The sequence below is a fragment of the Shinella sp. HY16 genome (assembly GCF_028534175.1).
Classification (GTDB): domain Bacteria; phylum Pseudomonadota; class Alphaproteobacteria; order Rhizobiales; family Rhizobiaceae; genus Shinella.
On sequence record NZ_JAHYXL010000001.1, the window covers coordinates 2,768,981 to 2,784,998 of the forward strand.

Genomic DNA, 16,018 nt, shown 5'->3' on the forward strand with positions numbered 1-16,018 from the left:
CAAGGATTATTGAAATATGGATGAGCGTCAAGCCCTCACGTCATTCGCGGCCCTGTCGCAGGAAACCCGTCTCGCCGTTGTCCGAACGCTGGTCGTCGCTGGCGCGGACGGACTTGCCGCCGGCCTGATCGCCGAGCGCATGGGCGTGTCGCCGTCGAATGTGTCCTTCCATCTGAAAGAACTGGAACGGTCGGGCCTTGTCACGCAGCAGCGCCAATCCCGCTCGATCGTCTATAGCGCCAGCTACGATGCGCTGGCCGATCTCGTGAAATTCCTGATGGAGGACTGCTGTGCCGGTCATCCCATCATCCGCGAGGGTGTCGAGCGGTCCGATGGCTGCTGCAAGACGGGCGCTGCCCTGAACGAGGACGACGCCGTTGCGTAACGCGAATGTTCCTGTCGGCTTCGTCGCCGCGCTCGGCCTGACCCAGATCATCGGCTACGGCACCCTCTATTACAGCTTCAGCATTCTGGCGCCCGGCATGGCCGCGGATCTCGGCATCACGGTCCCGCAGGTCTTTGCCGTCTTCTCGGCCTCGCTGTTCGTTGGCGGCCTGTCAGCACCGTATATCGGCCGGCAGATGGATCGCATTGGCGCGGCATCGGTAATGGCGATCGGCTCGGCGTTGTCCGCACTGACCTTGATCCTGTGCGCCTGGTCGCCATCTGTGGCGATCTTTGCACTGGCCATCGTCCTGTTGGAGATATCGTCCGGCATGGTCCAGTACCAGGCGGCCTTCGCGGCGCTGGTGGAAGCCGATCCCCGGTCTGCATCGCGGAGCATCACCTATCTCACGCTGATTGCGGGATTTGCCTCCACGATTTTTTGGCCGATTGCCACGGCACTGCTCGGCTATCTGTCCTGGCGGGAAATCTACCTTGTCTATGCCGGGCTGAATCTCCTCGTTTGCATGCCGTTCCACGTCTGGATCATGCGGAAGGGAAAGGTGGCCGCGACCGGCGGGCAAAGACCCATACGCGAACCTGTCATCGGGGCCATTCCTCGCGAGCGCCGCCGCGGCGCTGTCCTTGCCGTCTCGGCAGCATTCGCGCTGCTCGGCTTCACGCTTGGAGCCATGCTCGCCCATATGGTCCCGATGCTCGGTGCGCTTGGATTCGGAAGCGCCGCCGTCGTCATCGGCTCGCTGTTCGGTCCGGCGCAGGTTCTCAGCCGCCTGATCAACATGATCTTCGGCACACGCCTCGCACCGCCGGGCCTTGCGGTTCTCTCCGCAGCCTTCATGGTGCTGAGCGTTGTCATTCTGGCGCTATCCGGCAACTGGCTCCCCGGTGCGGTTGCCTTCTCGATTTGCCTCGGCCTCGGATCGGGTATCAACAGCATCGCCCAGGGCAGCTTGCCGCTCTACCTGTTCGGCTCGGACGGATACGGTGCGCTCACCGGCAAGATGGCCGCCTCACGACTGGCCGCCGGCGCGGCTGCGCCGTTTGCCTTCGCGGCGACGATGGAGCAGTTCGGCATAGGCGCGTCGCTCGTCTTGAGCGCCGCGCTCGGCTCGATCGGCGTTGCGGCGTTTGTCGCGGTGGCGATGGCGACGAAGCGGAGCCTCGTCGCCTCGCCGAGCCCGTCAAATTGACCGCAACCAACGGGTATCGTCGATGCCTGGGCGCTTCACGGCTTTTGTCGAGCAATCCTCCTCTTGTCGACCTCAGATGCTTGTTTCCGAGTCAGTCCGATATCATCAAGTTGGTGTTCGTCGAGCATCGACACTGGTTGGGATCGTTGCGAGGTACCCATGCTTTGGGCTGACACGATAGGAAGTTCGTCCGCGTCCCGCCGCAGAACCGCCATCGCCACGCCGATGATCAGTGCGGCTCCCAACCATTGCAGGGTGGTGAGACGCTCGCCCAGGAAGAGGAACGACCCGATGACCCCGAACACTGGAATGAGGTTGAAGAAGCTACCAGCAACGCTCGCCCGCATAGACCGGAGCGCGTACAGATAGAGCCAATAGGCAAGCGCATAGTAGAGCAGCCCCGAGAGAATGATCGTCGCGATGTCCTGGACCGGTACGGTGGCTGTGCTCGATAGATCGACCCGGGACAGTTCAAGCGGCCAGATCGCGAGCATCCAGCCGAGAGCCACGGTTTGCTGGATGGCGACCGTGAAGAGCGGATCGGCGATGATATTGCGCGCCAGGACCGTGTAGATCGCACAGCACAGAACGCCCGCGAGAATCAGAGCTGCCCCCAGCTTCACGGTTGAAGACGGCTCGCCACTCCAGACGCCGCTGACCAGCAAAATCCCGCTTGTCGCGAGAGCCACGAGGCCGACGAGTTGGTGATCAATTCGCTCTTTGAGAAACATCCAGGCAAGGCCGAGGATGAGAATGGGCTCGAAGGCCCAGAGCAAGGCCGTGACACTCGCGCTGGTCTGGGAGAGGCCGAACATGCTGAATGTGTAGGCCCATCCGGGATTGAGAAGGCCGAGCAAGCCGATAGGCAACAACAAGCGGACGGCTGGAATATCCGGCTTGGTGAAAGCAATCGCCAGCCAAAGTGCGATGACGCTCGGCACGAGCTGAAAAACAAGAATTGTGACAGGTGGAAACGACGAGAGGAGTGTCTTGCTGAGGATCGTACCAAGAGCCCAGCACAAACACGCCCCTACAATCGCCACGCGAGGCGAAAGCGAGGACATGACTATCTCCAAAGAAGGTTCAGACGAAGGTTGCGGGACGCCGAGAGCTAGGCGTCGTCGTCACACCGATCGTACGAAGGCAGTCTTTGGGGACGTTTGCTCATATTACCTTGGATACCCGTTGCTGTGGCATACCAGCGGGTCGAATTTGGTCGACCCGGATTCCTCTTATATCACGCTGCCCTGTGAGCGAAAACCACACGGCGATGGCTGCGTTGACGTTTCCCTTATCCCGGAAAGCGCACCATCACTGTCGTTGGCGACCAGACGGCTGGAGGCCATGCTAAATCGACCTCAACGATACACGCTTCTCAAGCTCGGCCGCCTGTTCCTTCCGCTCGCTGTAACGGTCGGTGAGATAGGCGGACGCGTCGCGCGTGAGGATAGTGAACTTCACAAGCTCCTCGCAGACGTCCGCTACCCGGTCGTAGTAGGACGAGGGCTTCATCCGACCATCGGCGTCGAATTCCTGATAGGCCTTGGCGACAGAGGACGGGTTGGGGATGGTGATCATCCGCATCCAGCGACCGAGGATGCGCATCTGGTTCACGGCATTGAAGGACTGGCTACCGCCCGAGACCTCCATGACGGCGAGCGTCTTGCCCTGTGTCGGCCGAACCGACCCGACCGAGAGTGGAATCCAGTCGATCTGGGACTTCATGATGCCGGTCATCGCGCCATGGCGTTCCGGGCTCACCCAGACCTGCCCCTCCGACCATTGCGAAAGCTCGCGCAGCTCTTGCACCTTTGGGTGACTCACCGGCGCCTCATCGGGAAGCGGCAGCCCCTTCGGGTCGAAAATACGGACTTCGCATCCGAGCCGTTCGAGCAGCCGGCGGGCCTCAAATGCGAGAAGGCGACTATACGAGACTTCGCGAAGCGAGCCATAGAGGATCAGGATGCGCGGCTTATGCGTCGAGAATGCGGGGCGCAGAGAATCGAGATCGGTCGAATACAGGTGATCGCTCTGCAAAGCGGGGAATGTGTCAGACAATACGCTTTCCTTCCTGATCGAGAACCTGTTCGCCATCCTCCTTGAAGAACGGCCCCTTGAAGGTGTCGGGCAGGATGTCAAGCACGGCCTCGGACGGCCGAGCCAGCCTCGTGCCGAACGGGGTCACGACGAAGGGGCGGTTGATCAGGATCGGCGTCGCGATCATTGCGTCGAGCAACTGGTCGTCGGTCAGGTCCGGGTTGTCGAGGCCAAGCTCTGCATAGGGCGTGCCCTTCTCGCGGATGGCTTCGCGAACCGTCAGGCCGGCATCTGCAATCATCGTCGCAAGCTGCTCGCGCGCCGGCGGCTCCTGGAGATATTCGACAACGGTCGGTTCGATCCCGGCCGCGCGGATCAGCTCCAGCGTGTTGCGGGATGTTCCGCAGGACGGGTTGTGGTAGACAATGGCATCCATGGTCAGTGCCTTTCGGTGACGGTGGTTCGGGAAACGGCGGGGGCAGCCTCGTACCAATCCTTCGAGCGGTTCACGATCCACACGACCGACAACATCACCGGAACCTCGATCAGTACGCCGACGACGGTGGCGAGTGCTGCGCCGGACTGGAAGCCGAACAGGCTGATGGAGGCCGCGACCGCGAGCTCGAAGAAGTTGCTGGCCCCGATCAAAGCCGACGGACCGGCAACGCAATGCTGTTCGCCGGTTATCCGGTTCAAGAGATAGGCGAGGCCGGAGTTGAAATAGACCTGAATCAGGATCGGGATGGCGAGCAGGCCGATGACGGCGGGCTGGGCGATGATCTGTTCGCCCTGGAAGGCGAAGAGCAGGACGAGCGTTGCCAGAAGCGCCACCAGCGAGATGGGTTGCAGCTTCGCGAGCATTTCATCCAGCGCCCGCGTTGTTCCATCAGCCGTAAGCCGGCGGCGGATGACCTGCGCGATGATGACGGGCACGACGATGTAGAGGGCAACCGACAGGACAAGCGTGTCCCACGGCACGGTAATGGCGGAAAGGCCGAGCAGTAGGCCGACGATCGGCGCGAAGGCGACGACCATGATCGCGTCATTCAGCGCGACCTGCGACAAGGTGAACAGCGGTTCGCCGCGTGTCAGGTTGCTCCAGACGAAGACCATGGCCGTGCAGGGTGCAGCGGCTAGGATGATCAGGCCGGCGATGTAGGAGTCGATCTGATCGGTGGGCAGATAGGGGCGGAACAGCCAGCCGATGAACAGCCAGCCGAGCAGCGCCATCGAGAACGGCTTGATCGCCCAGTTGATGAACAGGGTCACGCCGATGCCGCGCCAGTAAGTGCCGACCTGCGCCAGCGACCGGAAATCGATCTTCAGCAGCATCGGGACGATCATCAGCCAGATCAGAATCGCGACGGGGATGTTCACCTTGGCGATCTCGGCTGCGCCGACGACCTGGAAGAGACCGGGCATGAGATGGCCAAGGGCCACGCCGACGATGATGCAGAGGAAGACCCAGATGGTGAGATAGCGTTCGAATGTGGACATCAGGCGAACTTTCCTGCGGGGCTGGTCGTGCCCTCCATCGCACCGATCTGCCGCAGCCTGGTCTCCAGCGCCATGCGATCGATCGAGGCAAGCGGGAGATTGATGAAGGCCATGATCCCGTTCTTGAGGAAGCGGGCGGCCTGGGCGAAGGCACGTTGGATCTCCACGTCGGAGCCGACGACGGAGGCCGGATCCTCGACGCCCCAATGGGCTGTCATCGGATGGCCGATCCAGACCGGGCAGGGTTCGCCGGCGGCGCTGTCGCAGACCGTGAAGATGAAGTCCATTTGCGGCGCGCCTAGCTCAGCGAAGACGTCCCAGCTTTTCGACGAAAAGCCCATCGATGGATAGCCGAGCGCTTCGAGTTCCGTCAGGGCGTGCGGGTTGACTTCGCCCTTCGGCTGGCTGCCGGCGGAGAAGGCTTTGAACCGTCCGCCACCCTCGTTGTTGAGGATGGATTCGGCGAGAATAGAACGAGCGGAATTGCCCGTGCAGAGGAACAGCACGTTGTAGGTCTTGTCGGTCATGGTCGTGGTCCATGGTTAGGTCGGCGGCCTGGTGAGCCTCATGGTAGTCGCCGATGATGGGCAAATGGAGGAAAGCTGGCGGGTCGCCAGCACCGCAGCAGGGACGCTGTCCCGCCGGACTTCAGAAAATCCGAGGCGCGCGAAGAACGGCGCCGCGCTCGTCGTTGCGAGGAAGACGCCGCTGCCAGGGTCGAGACTGGCAACCGTCGCCTCGACGACGGCTTTCCCTAGGCCGGTTCCGCGCCGATCCGGATGCACGACGACCGAGCGGAGGAGGTAATCACCATCGCAGCGCTCAACGCCGGAGAAGCCAACGATCCGGCCATCCGCTGACAGCGCCTTAAAGAAGGTACGGCCGCCATCCTCAATGTCGTCGGTGGGCAGACGGGCGTCCGTCAACGCCATCTTGAGGTCAGCATCGCTGCCTGTGATCTGCTCCAGCCTGATGGTGCTCATGACACCTTCGCCTCCGTGCCGCAGCACGGCGTCAGCTCGGCGATCAGCGGGGCGCAAAGCTCCGTCGATCCACCGCAGCAGTCCTTCAGGAGGAACAGCGTCAGTTCACGCAAGCCGTTGAGATCGGCGCGGTAAATGATCGACCGGCTCTGCCGCTCGCTCGTGACCAGGCCTGCCCGCGACAGTGTCGCAAGATGCGCAGACATGGTGTTCTGCGGCACATCGATGAGGCGGGCCAGCTCGCCGGCCGGAATGCCGTCAGGCTCGTGTCGCACCAGAAGCCGGAAAGTCTCCAGTCGCGTGGTCTGGGCCAAGGCGCCGAGCACCGCTATAGCTGAGTTGTTATCCATACATCCAGAATAGCGGATATTATTGGACTGTCAATTGAAGGCGGCGATTAAGGCCCCGTAGGCGATAGCAAGGAAAGCTAATAATACACCGCCCAATGAATGTCAGAGCGGAGGGGTGGCCGTTTCTTACGATTTCACCGCACGACCAGACTGTCGAAACCGGCCCCAATTCGGACCTCGTTTATGGCGTGCTCGCCTGGAACTTACATCCTTCCAGGCCGCGGTGCTCCCTTGTGGCGTAAAGCTGATTTAGTGGCACGAGGAGTTGGTGTGAACGGGCTTAAAGGAGGGCTATAGCGTAGACATAGTTCTCATCATCGCCCAGCGCGGCGCGCCATCTCTTTTCTCTAAATTACTGACCGAATTGTGCTTTTTTGGCGACGGTCGAGAATGGTCACGAGGCGCTGCAGCTGTTGTAGCCGATCCCCAGATGGCTTGGATCAGGCCATCCAGCTTGTCGTCCATCGGGATCGTCCGGCCGGGCAGCCTGTCTCGCCCTGCCGCGCCTTGATCGAGCAAGTGGAACAACAATAGCCGGCAACACCCCTCGGCGGCCCGCGACGGAAAAAGCCTTTCGCGAGAGAGTCACGGCGGCGGGGCACGGTCAGATGCGGCCGGGCCCGCAAGGCCGAGGGCCGTGCGGAGCGTTGCCTCGCTCTGCCCGGCGAAACGGCTGGCGGCGATGCGGCCGCGGGCTTCGTCCCTTGGGGGGAGCGGGCCGGCCAGCTGCTCGGCAATGCCATCCGGCGTTGCCGCCACATGCGGGATGTTTTCGACAATGCAAAGGCGATGCGCGACCGAACCATAGCGCACGACAGCCGGGATGCCGAGCTGCGCCGCCCGCCCGAGAACCCCCGAGGCGTGATCGCCGAAGGGCGGGTAGAAGCACCAGACCGCATCGCTCGCCGCATAGGCCCCGAGCAGTTCGGCATCCGTAACACTGCGGTTCACGCAAACCCCGCCCGCCTCGCGGAAGACCGCTGCATAGGCGTCGATCCTAGGCTCGATTCTGCCGCAGGAAATGAACTGGAAACGTTCCCGGAGGGCGGTGCTGCGCACATAGCTGTCGGTGAAGAGGTCGAACCCCTTGCGGCGGTTCTGCGTGCCGATCGCCGTCAGGACCAGGCGCTCGCCCGGTTGCCGCTCGCTACGCAGCAGCTCCACCGCCTCCCGCTCTTCATCCGTCAGGTCCCAAAGCTGGAAATCGTAAATCCAGTCCTTCGCGATCGCGGAAAAGGCCGGGAACACGCTGAAGGGAAGGATGGTCAATGTGTGAATGGAGCGAAAGCGCTTCAGCCAGCCGAGGATGCTCCGTTTCCAGCGGCAGGAGCGACGGGCGGAGGCCGAAAGCGGCATCGGCCGCAGCAGCAGTCCAGCCGTCCGCCGTCCAAGGAGCGCACGCAGGAGGCCGACCGCGACATAGAGCAGGAAAGCCTCCTCCACCATCAGGAACAGGACGGGCGCACGGGAAAAAATCACCTCGCGCAAGCTGGCCCGGCGCGCGCCGAACAGGCGCTCCAGGACACGCAGATAACAGGCCCTGCGGCCGGCCTCCCCCCTGGAATAGACGAGCGGCCCATCCACTCGCCCCCTGGGCCGCATGCGCCGCGTCCGCCACAGCCAGCCGCGCGCCTGTGCACCAAGATTTTGAGGCTGCAGATCCAATCGCGCAGACGAACCCGCCGCAGCCGGCAAGTCCGCCTGCATGACATTCCCCCGGAAATCATCACCAGATATGGTCCAGGCTATACCCACCTGGGAGGAAACGCAGCGGAGACGGCCCGTTGCCGGCCACCACGTCGGAAACATCGATTCAACGGGCGCGACATGCGATCCCGACACAACCTTATCGTTAATATTTTTACCTTAGCGTGTTATTTTTGGATTTCAAGCCGGATATTGCAACCAGAACAGACGGTCTCCGGTACCGCTCGCCTTCCGAAGATTGCCCCCTGCCCCACCGCGCGCGCCACCGGCTTGCCGCCCCGGATCGGACGGTTCATAAAGGGCCGCACCAGACCGGCCGCGCCAGGGACGCAGGATGAACCTCAAGGAATTTGCAGCCCGCATCGGCCTTTCACAGACCACCGTCAGCCGGGCGATGAGCGGCTATCCGGAAGTGCGGCCCGAAACACGCCGGCGCGTGCTGGATGCGGCGGAGAGGCTCGGCTACCGGCCGAACATCAGCGCCCAGCGGCTGGCGACCGGCCGGGCCGGTGCGATCGGCATCGTCTTCCAGGGCGGCGGGCGCTTCGGGCCGCATTCCAGCGAATTCATGGGCGGGCTCTCCACCCGGCTACAGGAGGACGGCATCGACATTCTGGTCGCGACCGTCGAAACGGAAGCGGACGAGGCGGCCGCCTACCGAAGGCTCGCCGCCAGCAAGCGGGTGGATGCGGTGGTCGTGCACACGCCGGGCTGCACGGACGCCCGTATCGCACTCCTCCAGGCGCTGGACCTGCCCTTCATCGTGCATGGGCGCAGCACGGCGGACAGGCCCTTCGCCTTTCTCGACATCGACAATTTCGGGGCGATCGAGATGGCGACGGGCTATCTTGCCGACCTCGGCCATCGGCGCATCGCGCTCATCAATGGCGACACGGTCAGCACCTTTGCCGCGGACCGCGATAGTGGCTACCACACGATGCTCAAAGCCCGCGGGCTGGCCGCCGATCCCGCCCTCATCGGCCGGGGCGCGTTCACGGACGAAACCGGTTTCCGGCTGATGCAGGCCTTCCTCGCTCTTCCTGCCCCGCCGACCGCGGTCATTGCCGGCTCCATGATGTCGGCGCTCGGCGCCATGCGGGCCATCCGCATCGCGGGGCTTGCCGTGGGAGAAGACGTCTCGCTCATCGCGCATGACGACGTTTTCCCCTATCTCAGCCCCGACAATCTCGTTCCTTCGGTCACCACGACGCAATCACCGATCCGCGCAGCGGGCGAACGGATCGGCGACATGGTCCTGCGGCGGCTGCAGGGCGAGCCGCCGGAGGCGCTGCAGGAGGTCTGGCCCGTCGATTTCCGCATTCGCGGCTCCACAGGTCCTGCGCCCGTCTGAACTCAGACCTTCAGCTCACAGCGCTCCTTTTCGGTCTCGATCGCGAGATCGAGAACCTTCTGCAGCTCCGCGGCATGGCGGAAGCCGGGCTCGACGGGCTCTCCCCTCGTCACCGCAGCAGCAAAACGCTCGTAGTTGGTCGGCATCGTGCCGGCATCGAGCTCGCGCCAGACCGCCTGCTCGACATCCTCGCCGAGACAACCGCGCAGGCGAGACCCCTCGGTCGTGTGGATGACCTCCAGCGCGCCGCGGTCGCCATGCATGCGCAGGCGCAGTTCGTTGAGATGGCCGGTCGCCCAGCGGCTTGCGTGGATGACGCCGAGCGCGCCGTTGGAAAAGTCCACGGTCATGGTGAAACTGTCGTTGGCGTCGAGGTCATACTCGCCGATGCGGTTGTCCGGCGCCTTGTCGAAGGCCCGCAGCCGCGCAAAGACATGCTCCACCTCGCTCGCCGCGCCATAGCTGGCAAAATCGAGGATATGGATGCCGACGTCGCCGAGCACGCCGTTCGAGCCATGCCGGGTGGAAAGCCGCCAGAGCCACTGGCTTTCCGTCGCCCAGTTGCCCCAGGCCTTGGAGACGAGCCAGCTCTGCAGATAGGAGGCCTCGACATGGCGCACGTGACCGAGTTCGCCAGCCAGCACCATTGCCCGCGCCTTCTGTAGCGGCGCCACGTTGCGATAGGTGAGGTTCACCATGGTAACGAGGCCGGACGCCTCGGCGGCCCGCGCCATCTCGTCCGCCTTGACGTAGTTTTCTGCAAGCGGCTTTTCGCACATCACATGCTTGCCCGCGGCAAGCAGCGCCAGGGTGGTCGGGTGGTGAGCGCGGTCGGGCGTCACGTTGGTGGCGGCGTCGAAGCCATTCCAGGCGATGGCGTCCTCCAGCGAGGTGAAGACGTTGGGAATGCCGTGCGTATCGGCAAAGGCCTTGGCGCGCGAAGGGTCCACATCGACGGCGCCGACAAGGTCGACGCCGTCGATCGCGGCAAAGTGCTGGGCATGGGTGTTGGCCATGCCGCCGGTTCCAAGAACGAGCAGGCGCATGGTGTCCTCAGCGATATCCGGCTTCGCCGGCTTCATGCAGTTTCGGGCCGCGCTCGACGATCGGCTCCAGGGCCGCTTCGACCGGCACGTTCGGCGCGTCGTGGATTGCGCCATAGGTGCCCTGCGGGTTGAAAGCCCACTTCACGCCATTGGCGAGCACCTTCTGCACGGTGGCGTCGTGATAGGTGGGGTAGGTCTCGTGGCCCGGGCGGAAATAGAAGATGTTGCCGGCGCCGCGGCGCCAGGTCATGCCGGAGCGAAAAACCTCGCCGCCCGCGAACCAGGAGATGAACACCGTTTCCAGCGGCTCCGGCACGGAAAACTGCTCGCCATACATCTCCTCATGCTCCAGCAAGAAGTTCTCGCCGAGCCCCTCGGCGATCGGATGGCGCGGGTTGATCACCCACAGCCGCTCACGCTCGCCGGCCTCGCGCCATTTCAAGGCGCAGGGCGTCCCCATCAGCCGCTTGAAGATCTTCGAGAAATGGCCGGAATGGAGAACCAGCAGACCCATTCCCTCCCAGACACGCCTTGCCACGCGCTCGACGACCTCGTCGCTGACGGCGCCATGGTCCTTGTGGCCCCACCAGACGAGCACGTCCGTCTCGGCAAGCCGCGCTTCGGTGAGGCCGTGATCGGCCTCCTGCAGGGTCGCGGTGGTGGCGCTGATCGCCGGATCCCGGTTCAGCGCCTCGGCGATGGTGGTGTGCATGCCGTCCGGATAGATCGAGCGCACGATCTCGTTCGTCTGCTCGTGGATGTTCTCACCCCATACGATGGTGCGTATTGCCATGTAGCGTTCCTCTGAGGCCGAAAATTGAAACCGCTTTCAATTTGTCGGAATCGATAGAGGCAGACCCGATTCTTGGCAAGCGGGGGCCTCCAGGATTCCGGTCGTTTTTCAGTGGAATGTCGATTTGGAGAAAAGGTTCAGCACGAGCACGCCGGCAATGATGAGGCCGAGGCCGACAAGGGCCGCAAGATCAAGTTTCTGGCCGAAGACGAAATAGCCGACGGCCGAGATCAGCACGATGCCGAGCCCGCTCCAGATGGCATAGGCGATGCCGACGGGTACGTAGCGCAGGCTCCAGGAGAGGAAGAAGAAGGCAATGGCATAACAGACCACCATCATGGCGGTCGGCACGAGCCGGGTAAAGTGCTGCGCGGCCTGCATGGCCGATGTGCCCAGCACTTCGAAGACGATGGCGACGACGAGGACGGCGTAGACGACGGTGAGGTTCATGGTGTTTCTCTGGCGCCTTCTGGCGCAAATCATCATCAGGGATCAGGCACGCGTCAGCGCCAGCAACCGGTCCAGCATGGCGGCACGGGTTTGCGCATCCATGGTCGGCGAGCCGAGAAGATCGGCAAGCCAAAGCCCATCGACGGCGTAGCGCACCAGCATGGCGTCGAGCGCGGAATCCGTGCCGACATTCTCCGCAAGGTACCGCTCCACCCATTGTCGCCAGCGCTCGCGCAGGTGCGGCTCGGAAATGAGGGCGACGGTCAGCACCTTCCACTTTTCGCCGTCGGCAATCCCTTCCGGCAGGAAGAAGACCGAGATATAGGCCCGGGTAAAGCGCCCCTTCGGCTCCGGGTCGTCACGCATCCTGTCGGCGAGCGCCCGGTCGAATTTTTCCGTAAGGTCGGCAAACAGCCCGTCGAGCAGCGACAGCTTGTTCGGGAAATGATGCAGGAGGCCGCCCTTGCTGACACCCGCCGCCTGCGAGACCGCGTCGAGCGTCACGCTCGCAGGGCCTTTCTCCAGCGACAGCTTTGCCGCGACCTCCAGCAATTGCTGGCGGACGGCTTCGGGATGTTTCTTGCGGTGGTGGGCTGTGCTCATGCATAAACATACCGTCTGGACGGTTTCTTGTCAATTCGACCAAAACTCCGACATGGCGGCGCGCTTCGTCGCAGGCAAATGGCCGGCATTGCCTGCCGCCGATGCGGGCGCTAAGACCGGGGAAACGGGAAAGAGCCCATGACGGACACGACCGACAACGGGGACGGCCAAAGCGAGACGATCACGCTTTACGAGGTGATCGGCGGCGATGCCGCCGTCAGGGCGCTGACGCACCGCTTCTATGTGCTGATGGATACATTGCCGGAAGCCGCGCGCTGCCGCGCGATCCACCCGCCGGATCTCTCCGGCAGCGAGGAAAAGCTCTACGAATACCTGACAGGCTGGCTCGGCGGACCACCGCTCTACACGGAAAAACGCGGCCACCCCATGCTGCGGCGTCGCCATTTCGTCGCCCCGATCGGCCCGGCCGAGCGTGACGAATGGCTGCTCTGTTTCATCCGCGCACTGGAGGAGACCGTATCGAGCGAGGGCCTGCGCGCCGTCATCCTGGAGCCCGTCACGCGGCTCGCCCACCATATGCAGAACCAGGAATAGCCCGATGTCGTTTTCGCTCCGCTCCGCAAGCCTCCTCGTTGCCGGCCTGATGGGGGTGACGGGCGTCGTCACTGCCGCCGCGGCATCGCACGGCAGCGATCCGCGCCTGATGGCCGGCGCCTCCGCCATGTGCCTTGCCCATGCGCCGGCGCTGGTGGCGCTTTATGCAGCCTGGCCGAGCCTGCGTACGGCGGCGCTCGCCTTCCTGCTGCTTGCGCTCGGTACCGCGCTCTTTGCCGGCGACCTCGTCCTGCGCCACTTCGCCGGACACGGGCTCTTTCCGATGTCGGCCCCGATGGGCGGCATCACCATGATGGCTGGCTGGCTGGCCGTGGCGCTCGGGGCTTTCCTGCCGCGCCGGGAAGGCTGAGATCAGCGCTGCGGAATACGAGCGAAACGCAAGAGATTGCCGTGCGGATCATGGATATAGAACTCCTCCATGTTCCACGGCCGCACCTCCATTGGTGACAGCGTCGACACAGCCCTGTCGCTGAACTCGCGGTGGAGGTCGCCGATGCCGCCGCCGCGCAGATACACGGAGGTGCGCTCGCAGAGCGTCCGGTCGTCGGTGAGCCGGAAATGCAGCTCCATGCCCTGGCAGCGACGGAGGATCAGATAATCATCCGCCCGGTAGACGACCTCGCTGAAGCCGAGCTGCGTGGCGTAGAAATCCTGCGTCTCGCCGATGTCGAGCGACGGCAGGACCGGCAACACTTCGATACGATCAGGATCGTCGTACACGCTCATGCACCCTCGACGACGCTGAAGCCCTCGAATTTCGGCGGGCCGAGATAGATGCCCTTGTCGGCCGCGGCATTCTTGTGCGCCTGCCGGAAGTTCTCCGACTTGGTCCAGGCGATGAAATCGTCCTTGCTCGCCCAGATCGAATGAGAGGCGAAGAGGGTGAAGCCCTCCTCGGCATTTGTGTCGCCCCTGAGCAGATGAAAGGACTGGAAGCCCGGCATCTCGCTGAGGCTGGAATCACGTCCTTTCCAGATCGCCTCGAAGGCCTCTTCGTGGCCGATGGCGATCCGGAAACGGTTCATGGCGAAGAACATCGAAGACCTGTCCTGTCAGAGCGAATCCCGCCGCAGGCGACGCGGCTGCGGGAAGGCTACGACATTGTCGTTGCGCGCTTCAAGAGCTTGCATGCCCTCGAAGCTTGCAGCGCGCGCCGGTGGACGGGCGCTCGCCAGCGGGAACTCCGTGACATTCTCACTTTCCAGCATGTCGGCACGGCGCGTCAGAAGGGCATAGAGTTCCGGCACGAGGCCCTCGCCGTTCTGGGCAGCCAGCTTGTGCAGTCCGATCATCATGAAGGCATCGGGTCTTTCGTCATTCACTGGGTGGTGTCTCCCTGGCTCATGCTCTGCAGGGCGCGCTCGAAGGAGGATTTGCTGCCGTTGCGCAGCGGCACGAAGGCCTTCTCCCACTTCTTGCAGCCCGTCTTCACGCGGATGCAGGCATCATGGCTGATACAGTCGATGGGGCAGAAGACGCAGTCGACCGAGGGCAGGACGTTGTCGATGCGGGAAACCGCCTCGCGCAGGCCGCCGTCATGGTGAATGAGATTGGCGCCGTAGGAGCTGGCGATCTGACGCAGATGCGCCACCTGGCAGTCCCGGCCGCCGACATAGAGGAAGCTGCGGCCCTCGAGGCCTGCCTTGCCATCCGCCTTGTCCGCCGTTTCCGTCTGCTGGCGGGCCTGCTGCTGCCTGTGCTTCTCGCGCATCGCCTTCCTCTCCGCTTCGCCCGTCCGGCGCTTGACCTTGGTGACTTCCACGCTGCGGGGCGCCTGCGGCGCCCTTACCTCGACCCGCGGGGCAACTGCCGGCGCCGCTGCTGCCGCGACCGTCTCCTGCGGGGCTGCGATCTGCTTTCTGAGTGCGGCGAGCTGGCGCTCCAGATCCGCAATGCGCCGGTCGCGTTCGGCGATCATCGATTTCAAGACCGCTTCCGCGCGGCCTGCAGTCACGTAGTTCATGCACGCTTCCCCTTTGGCACTCCGCATGGGCGGAGCCTCAGTTCGGGGGCAACCTACAAAACTTGAGTTTCAGAGTAAAGTATAAACATGACTAGTAAAGTCATATTTTCGCGCAAAAAACTCCCGCCGGCGGAAGCACGGCGGGAAAACACGTCTCAGTTGAAGACGATCGGCACGTTGAAGGCCCAGGACGATTTGCCGGCGCCCTCCGGAATCTTCGCAAAGGGCGCCGCCCGCTGCACCGAATCGACGGCTGCCTTGTCGAGCGCGGCAACCCCGGAACTGCGCGCGATGCGAATGCCGCTCGCCGCACCGCTGGCGCTGATGGTGAAGCTCACCACCACGCTGCCGCGATCCCCACCCGAAACCCGTCGCTTCGCGCGGTTGATCTTGTTGCGCACCTTGCCCGGGTAGTTGGTGACGGCCGCGTTGCCGGCGGTCGAGGAATTGCCCTTCTTCTGGCCGCCCACCGCCGCGGTCTTCACGTCCGCCGAGCCATCGACCTCGCCGCGCGTCGCGTTCTGCTTGGCCTTGCCCTTCTCGCCCGCCTTCCGGACCGGCTTTTCCTTCGGCTTCTTGCGCTCGACCTTCTTGACCGGCTCTTCCTTCTTCACCTCGGGAACAGGCTTGATCTCTTCTTCCGGCCGGATCTCCGGCTTGATCTCGGGAACCGGAACCGCGGCGATCTCCACCTCTGCGGAAGGCAAGACGAGCTCCTCGACCGGCTCGGAGACGATCGGATCCGTCGGTGTCATCACCTCGGTCACTTCGGGCTCGATTTCGGTCGGCTGGATTTCCGCCACTTCCTGCGGCACCGGCTCGGTAACGTCAGGCTGGATGGTTTCGGGCGTGATCGTGTCTTCGGGATTGCCGGACTCCACGGCCTCGAAAGCACCGTTTCCAAGCATCGCCACCTCGGCGACGACGCCGCCGGCAACCAGCGCCTGCTCTTCTTCCGCCGCCGGCGCCATGGTGAGAATGGCGGCTGCGGTGGCATGCGCCAGCAAGGAAAGGGTGCCCGCGCCGAGCCAGAGCCACTTGCTTCCAGACATGATATCACCCGTCAT

The 16,018-nt window shown here is 63.5% G+C and carries 22 protein-coding genes; 5 read left to right on the plus strand and 17 right to left on the minus strand.

Annotated elements, in window-relative coordinates; translation table 11 throughout:
* Positions 1-16: 16 nt before the first annotated feature.
* Positions 17-385 (plus strand): ArsR/SmtB family transcription factor, encoded by a 369-nt coding sequence (locus K0P03_RS13750; RefSeq protein ID WP_050744114.1) that lies wholly within the window; start codon positions 17-19, stop codon positions 383-385.
* Positions 378-1,595, plus strand: a complete 1,218-nt coding sequence (arsK, locus tag K0P03_RS13755; RefSeq protein WP_272789878.1) for an arsenite efflux MFS transporter ArsK — start codon at positions 378-380, stop codon at positions 1,593-1,595. Before K0P03_RS13750 ends, arsK begins: the two co-directional genes overlap by 8 nt.
* Before the next feature lie 35 nt (positions 1,596-1,630).
* On the opposite strand, the gene K0P03_RS13760 is transcribed toward arsK, so the two are convergent.
* The 8 genes from K0P03_RS13760 to K0P03_RS13795 form a co-directional block, all read right to left on the minus strand.
* Positions 1,631-2,659, minus strand: a complete 1,029-nt coding sequence (locus tag K0P03_RS13760) for an EamA family transporter (RefSeq protein WP_272789879.1) — start codon at positions 2,657-2,659, stop codon at positions 1,631-1,633.
* 283 nt (positions 2,660-2,942) lie between these two features.
* Positions 2,943-3,689, minus strand: a complete 747-nt coding sequence (arsH, locus tag K0P03_RS13765; protein WP_443020553.1) for an arsenical resistance protein ArsH — start codon at positions 3,687-3,689, stop codon at positions 2,943-2,945.
* The gene (gene arsC / locus K0P03_RS13770; RefSeq protein ID WP_130514196.1) at positions 3,646-4,068 is read right to left on the minus strand and encodes an arsenate reductase (glutaredoxin); all 423 of its coding nucleotides are present in this window, start codon (positions 4,066-4,068) and stop codon (positions 3,646-3,648) included. Before arsC ends, arsH begins: the two co-directional genes overlap by 44 nt.
* Positions 4,069-4,070: 2 nt before the next feature.
* The gene (gene arsB / locus K0P03_RS13775; protein WP_272789880.1) at positions 4,071-5,129 is read right to left on the minus strand and encodes an ACR3 family arsenite efflux transporter; all 1,059 of its coding nucleotides are present in this window, start codon (positions 5,127-5,129) and stop codon (positions 4,071-4,073) included.
* Positions 5,129-5,656 (minus strand): arsenate reductase ArsC, encoded by a 528-nt coding sequence (locus K0P03_RS13780; RefSeq protein WP_050744107.1) that lies wholly within the window; start codon positions 5,654-5,656, stop codon positions 5,129-5,131. The genes arsB and K0P03_RS13780 overlap by 1 nt, the downstream gene beginning before the upstream one ends.
* Before the next feature lie 15 nt (positions 5,657-5,671).
* Positions 5,672-6,112: an arsenic resistance N-acetyltransferase ArsN2 gene (gene arsN2 / locus K0P03_RS13785; protein ID WP_272789881.1), complete on the minus strand. Its 441-nt coding sequence runs from the start codon at positions 6,110-6,112 to the stop codon at positions 5,672-5,674.
* Positions 6,109-6,462, minus strand: a complete 354-nt coding sequence (locus tag K0P03_RS13790) for an ArsR/SmtB family transcription factor (protein WP_050744105.1) — start codon at positions 6,460-6,462, stop codon at positions 6,109-6,111. Before K0P03_RS13790 ends, arsN2 begins: the two co-directional genes overlap by 4 nt.
* 585 nt (positions 6,463-7,047) lie before the next feature.
* Positions 7,048-8,064 carry a hypothetical protein gene (locus tag K0P03_RS13795; protein WP_272789882.1) on the minus strand — a complete coding sequence of 339 codons (1,017 nt, stop codon included), beginning with the start codon at positions 8,062-8,064 and terminating at the stop codon, positions 7,048-7,050.
* Between the two features lie 439 nt (positions 8,065-8,503).
* Between K0P03_RS13795 and K0P03_RS13800 the strand changes: the two genes are divergently transcribed.
* A complete protein-coding gene (locus tag K0P03_RS13800; RefSeq protein ID WP_272789883.1) occupies positions 8,504-9,520 on the plus strand; it encodes a LacI family DNA-binding transcriptional regulator in 1,017 nt (338 codons plus the stop codon).
* A 2-nt stretch (positions 9,521-9,522) separates the two neighbouring features.
* On the opposite strand, the gene K0P03_RS13805 is transcribed toward K0P03_RS13800, so the two are convergent.
* The 4 genes from K0P03_RS13805 to K0P03_RS13820 form a co-directional block, all read right to left on the minus strand.
* Positions 9,523-10,566 carry a Gfo/Idh/MocA family protein gene (locus K0P03_RS13805; protein ID WP_272790484.1) on the minus strand — a complete coding sequence of 348 codons (1,044 nt, stop codon included), beginning with the start codon at positions 10,564-10,566 and terminating at the stop codon, positions 9,523-9,525.
* 7 nt (positions 10,567-10,573) lie between these two features.
* Positions 10,574-11,359 (minus strand): ThuA domain-containing protein, encoded by a 786-nt coding sequence (locus tag K0P03_RS13810; RefSeq protein WP_272789884.1) that lies wholly within the window; start codon positions 11,357-11,359, stop codon positions 10,574-10,576.
* Positions 11,360-11,467: 108 nt separating this feature from the next.
* The gene (locus K0P03_RS13815; RefSeq protein ID WP_024270847.1) at positions 11,468-11,809 is read right to left on the minus strand and encodes a DMT family transporter; all 342 of its coding nucleotides are present in this window, start codon (positions 11,807-11,809) and stop codon (positions 11,468-11,470) included.
* 42 nt (positions 11,810-11,851) lie between these two features.
* Positions 11,852-12,412, minus strand: coding sequence for a TetR/AcrR family transcriptional regulator (locus tag K0P03_RS13820; RefSeq protein ID WP_272789885.1), 561 nt, complete (start codon positions 12,410-12,412; stop codon positions 11,852-11,854).
* A gap of 138 nt (positions 12,413-12,550) precedes the next feature.
* Between K0P03_RS13820 and K0P03_RS13825 the strand changes: the two genes are divergently transcribed.
* Positions 12,551-12,967 (plus strand): group II truncated hemoglobin, encoded by a 417-nt coding sequence (locus K0P03_RS13825; protein WP_272789886.1) that lies wholly within the window; start codon positions 12,551-12,553, stop codon positions 12,965-12,967.
* A gap of 4 nt (positions 12,968-12,971) precedes the next feature.
* On the plus strand, positions 12,972-13,337 hold the full coding sequence (locus K0P03_RS13830) for a DUF423 domain-containing protein (RefSeq protein ID WP_023515057.1): 366 nt from the start codon (positions 12,972-12,974) through the stop codon (positions 13,335-13,337).
* Positions 13,338-13,339: 2 nt separating this feature from the next.
* Here K0P03_RS13830 and K0P03_RS13835 read toward each other — a convergent pair whose 3' ends face one another.
* The 5 genes from K0P03_RS13835 to K0P03_RS13855 form a co-directional block, all read right to left on the minus strand.
* A complete protein-coding gene (locus K0P03_RS13835; RefSeq protein ID WP_272789887.1) occupies positions 13,340-13,714 on the minus strand; it encodes a glyoxalase superfamily protein in 375 nt (124 codons plus the stop codon).
* Complete coding sequence (locus tag K0P03_RS13840) at positions 13,711-14,025, minus strand: antibiotic biosynthesis monooxygenase family protein (RefSeq protein ID WP_024270846.1); 315 nt, start codon at positions 14,023-14,025, stop codon at positions 13,711-13,713. The genes K0P03_RS13835 and K0P03_RS13840 overlap by 4 nt, the downstream gene beginning before the upstream one ends.
* Positions 14,026-14,040: 15 nt before the next feature.
* Positions 14,041-14,310, minus strand: a complete 270-nt coding sequence (locus K0P03_RS13845; RefSeq protein WP_023512960.1) for a hypothetical protein — start codon at positions 14,308-14,310, stop codon at positions 14,041-14,043.
* Positions 14,307-14,699 (minus strand): DUF2325 domain-containing protein, encoded by a 393-nt coding sequence (locus tag K0P03_RS13850; RefSeq protein WP_037407951.1) that lies wholly within the window; start codon positions 14,697-14,699, stop codon positions 14,307-14,309. Before K0P03_RS13850 ends, K0P03_RS13845 begins: the two co-directional genes overlap by 4 nt.
* A 407-nt stretch (positions 14,700-15,106) precedes the next feature.
* Entirely contained in the window at positions 15,107-16,003 is an 897-nt protein-coding gene (locus K0P03_RS13855) for an energy transducer TonB family protein (RefSeq protein WP_272789888.1), read from the minus strand.
* Between the last annotated feature and the right edge of the window lie 15 nt (positions 16,004-16,018).

Excerpts from the sequence above, each read along its gene's own strand:
- K0P03_RS13815 (WP_024270847.1), bottom strand. The coding sequence starts at position 11,809 with ATGAACCTCACCGTCGTCTACGCCGTCCTCGTCGTCGCCATCGTCTTC.
- K0P03_RS13790 (WP_050744105.1), bottom strand. The coding sequence starts at position 6,462 with ATGGATAACAACTCAGCTATAGCGGTGCTCGGCGCCTTGGCCCAGACC.
- K0P03_RS13760 (WP_272789879.1), bottom strand. The coding sequence starts at position 2,659 with ATGTCCTCGCTTTCGCCTCGCGTGGCGATTGTAGGGGCGTGTTTGTGC.
- K0P03_RS13825 (WP_272789886.1), top strand. The coding sequence starts at position 12,551 with ATGACGGACACGACCGACAACGGGGACGGCCAAAGCGAGACGATCACG.
- K0P03_RS13810 (WP_272789884.1), bottom strand. The coding sequence starts at position 11,359 with ATGGCAATACGCACCATCGTATGGGGTGAGAACATCCACGAGCAGACG.
- K0P03_RS13830 (WP_023515057.1), top strand. The coding sequence starts at position 12,972 with ATGTCGTTTTCGCTCCGCTCCGCAAGCCTCCTCGTTGCCGGCCTGATG.
- arsH (WP_443020553.1), bottom strand. The coding sequence starts at position 3,689 with ATGGCGAACAGGTTCTCGATCAGGAAGGAAAGCGTATTGTCTGACACA.
- K0P03_RS13800 (WP_272789883.1), top strand. The coding sequence starts at position 8,504 with ATGAACCTCAAGGAATTTGCAGCCCGCATCGGCCTTTCACAGACCACC.
- K0P03_RS13780 (WP_050744107.1), bottom strand. The coding sequence starts at position 5,656 with ATGACCGACAAGACCTACAACGTGCTGTTCCTCTGCACGGGCAATTCC.
- K0P03_RS13820 (WP_272789885.1), bottom strand. The coding sequence starts at position 12,412 with ATGAGCACAGCCCACCACCGCAAGAAACATCCCGAAGCCGTCCGCCAG.
- arsC (WP_130514196.1), bottom strand. The coding sequence starts at position 4,068 with ATGGATGCCATTGTCTACCACAACCCGTCCTGCGGAACATCCCGCAAC.
- K0P03_RS13850 (WP_037407951.1), bottom strand. The coding sequence starts at position 14,699 with ATGCGCGAGAAGCACAGGCAGCAGCAGGCCCGCCAGCAGACGGAAACG.
- K0P03_RS13750 (WP_050744114.1), top strand. The coding sequence starts at position 17 with ATGGATGAGCGTCAAGCCCTCACGTCATTCGCGGCCCTGTCGCAGGAA.
- K0P03_RS13855 (WP_272789888.1), bottom strand. The coding sequence starts at position 16,003 with ATGTCTGGAAGCAAGTGGCTCTGGCTCGGCGCGGGCACCCTTTCCTTG.
- arsB (WP_272789880.1), bottom strand. The coding sequence starts at position 5,129 with ATGTCCACATTCGAACGCTATCTCACCATCTGGGTCTTCCTCTGCATC.
- K0P03_RS13805 (WP_272790484.1), bottom strand. The coding sequence starts at position 10,566 with ATGCGCCTGCTCGTTCTTGGAACCGGCGGCATGGCCAACACCCATGCC.
- K0P03_RS13840 (WP_024270846.1), bottom strand. The coding sequence starts at position 14,025 with ATGTTCTTCGCCATGAACCGTTTCCGGATCGCCATCGGCCACGAAGAG.
- K0P03_RS13795 (WP_272789882.1), bottom strand. The coding sequence starts at position 8,064 with ATGCGGCCCAGGGGGCGAGTGGATGGGCCGCTCGTCTATTCCAGGGGG.
- K0P03_RS13835 (WP_272789887.1), bottom strand. The coding sequence starts at position 13,714 with ATGAGCGTGTACGACGATCCTGATCGTATCGAAGTGTTGCCGGTCCTG.
- arsN2 (WP_272789881.1), bottom strand. The coding sequence starts at position 6,112 with ATGAGCACCATCAGGCTGGAGCAGATCACAGGCAGCGATGCTGACCTC.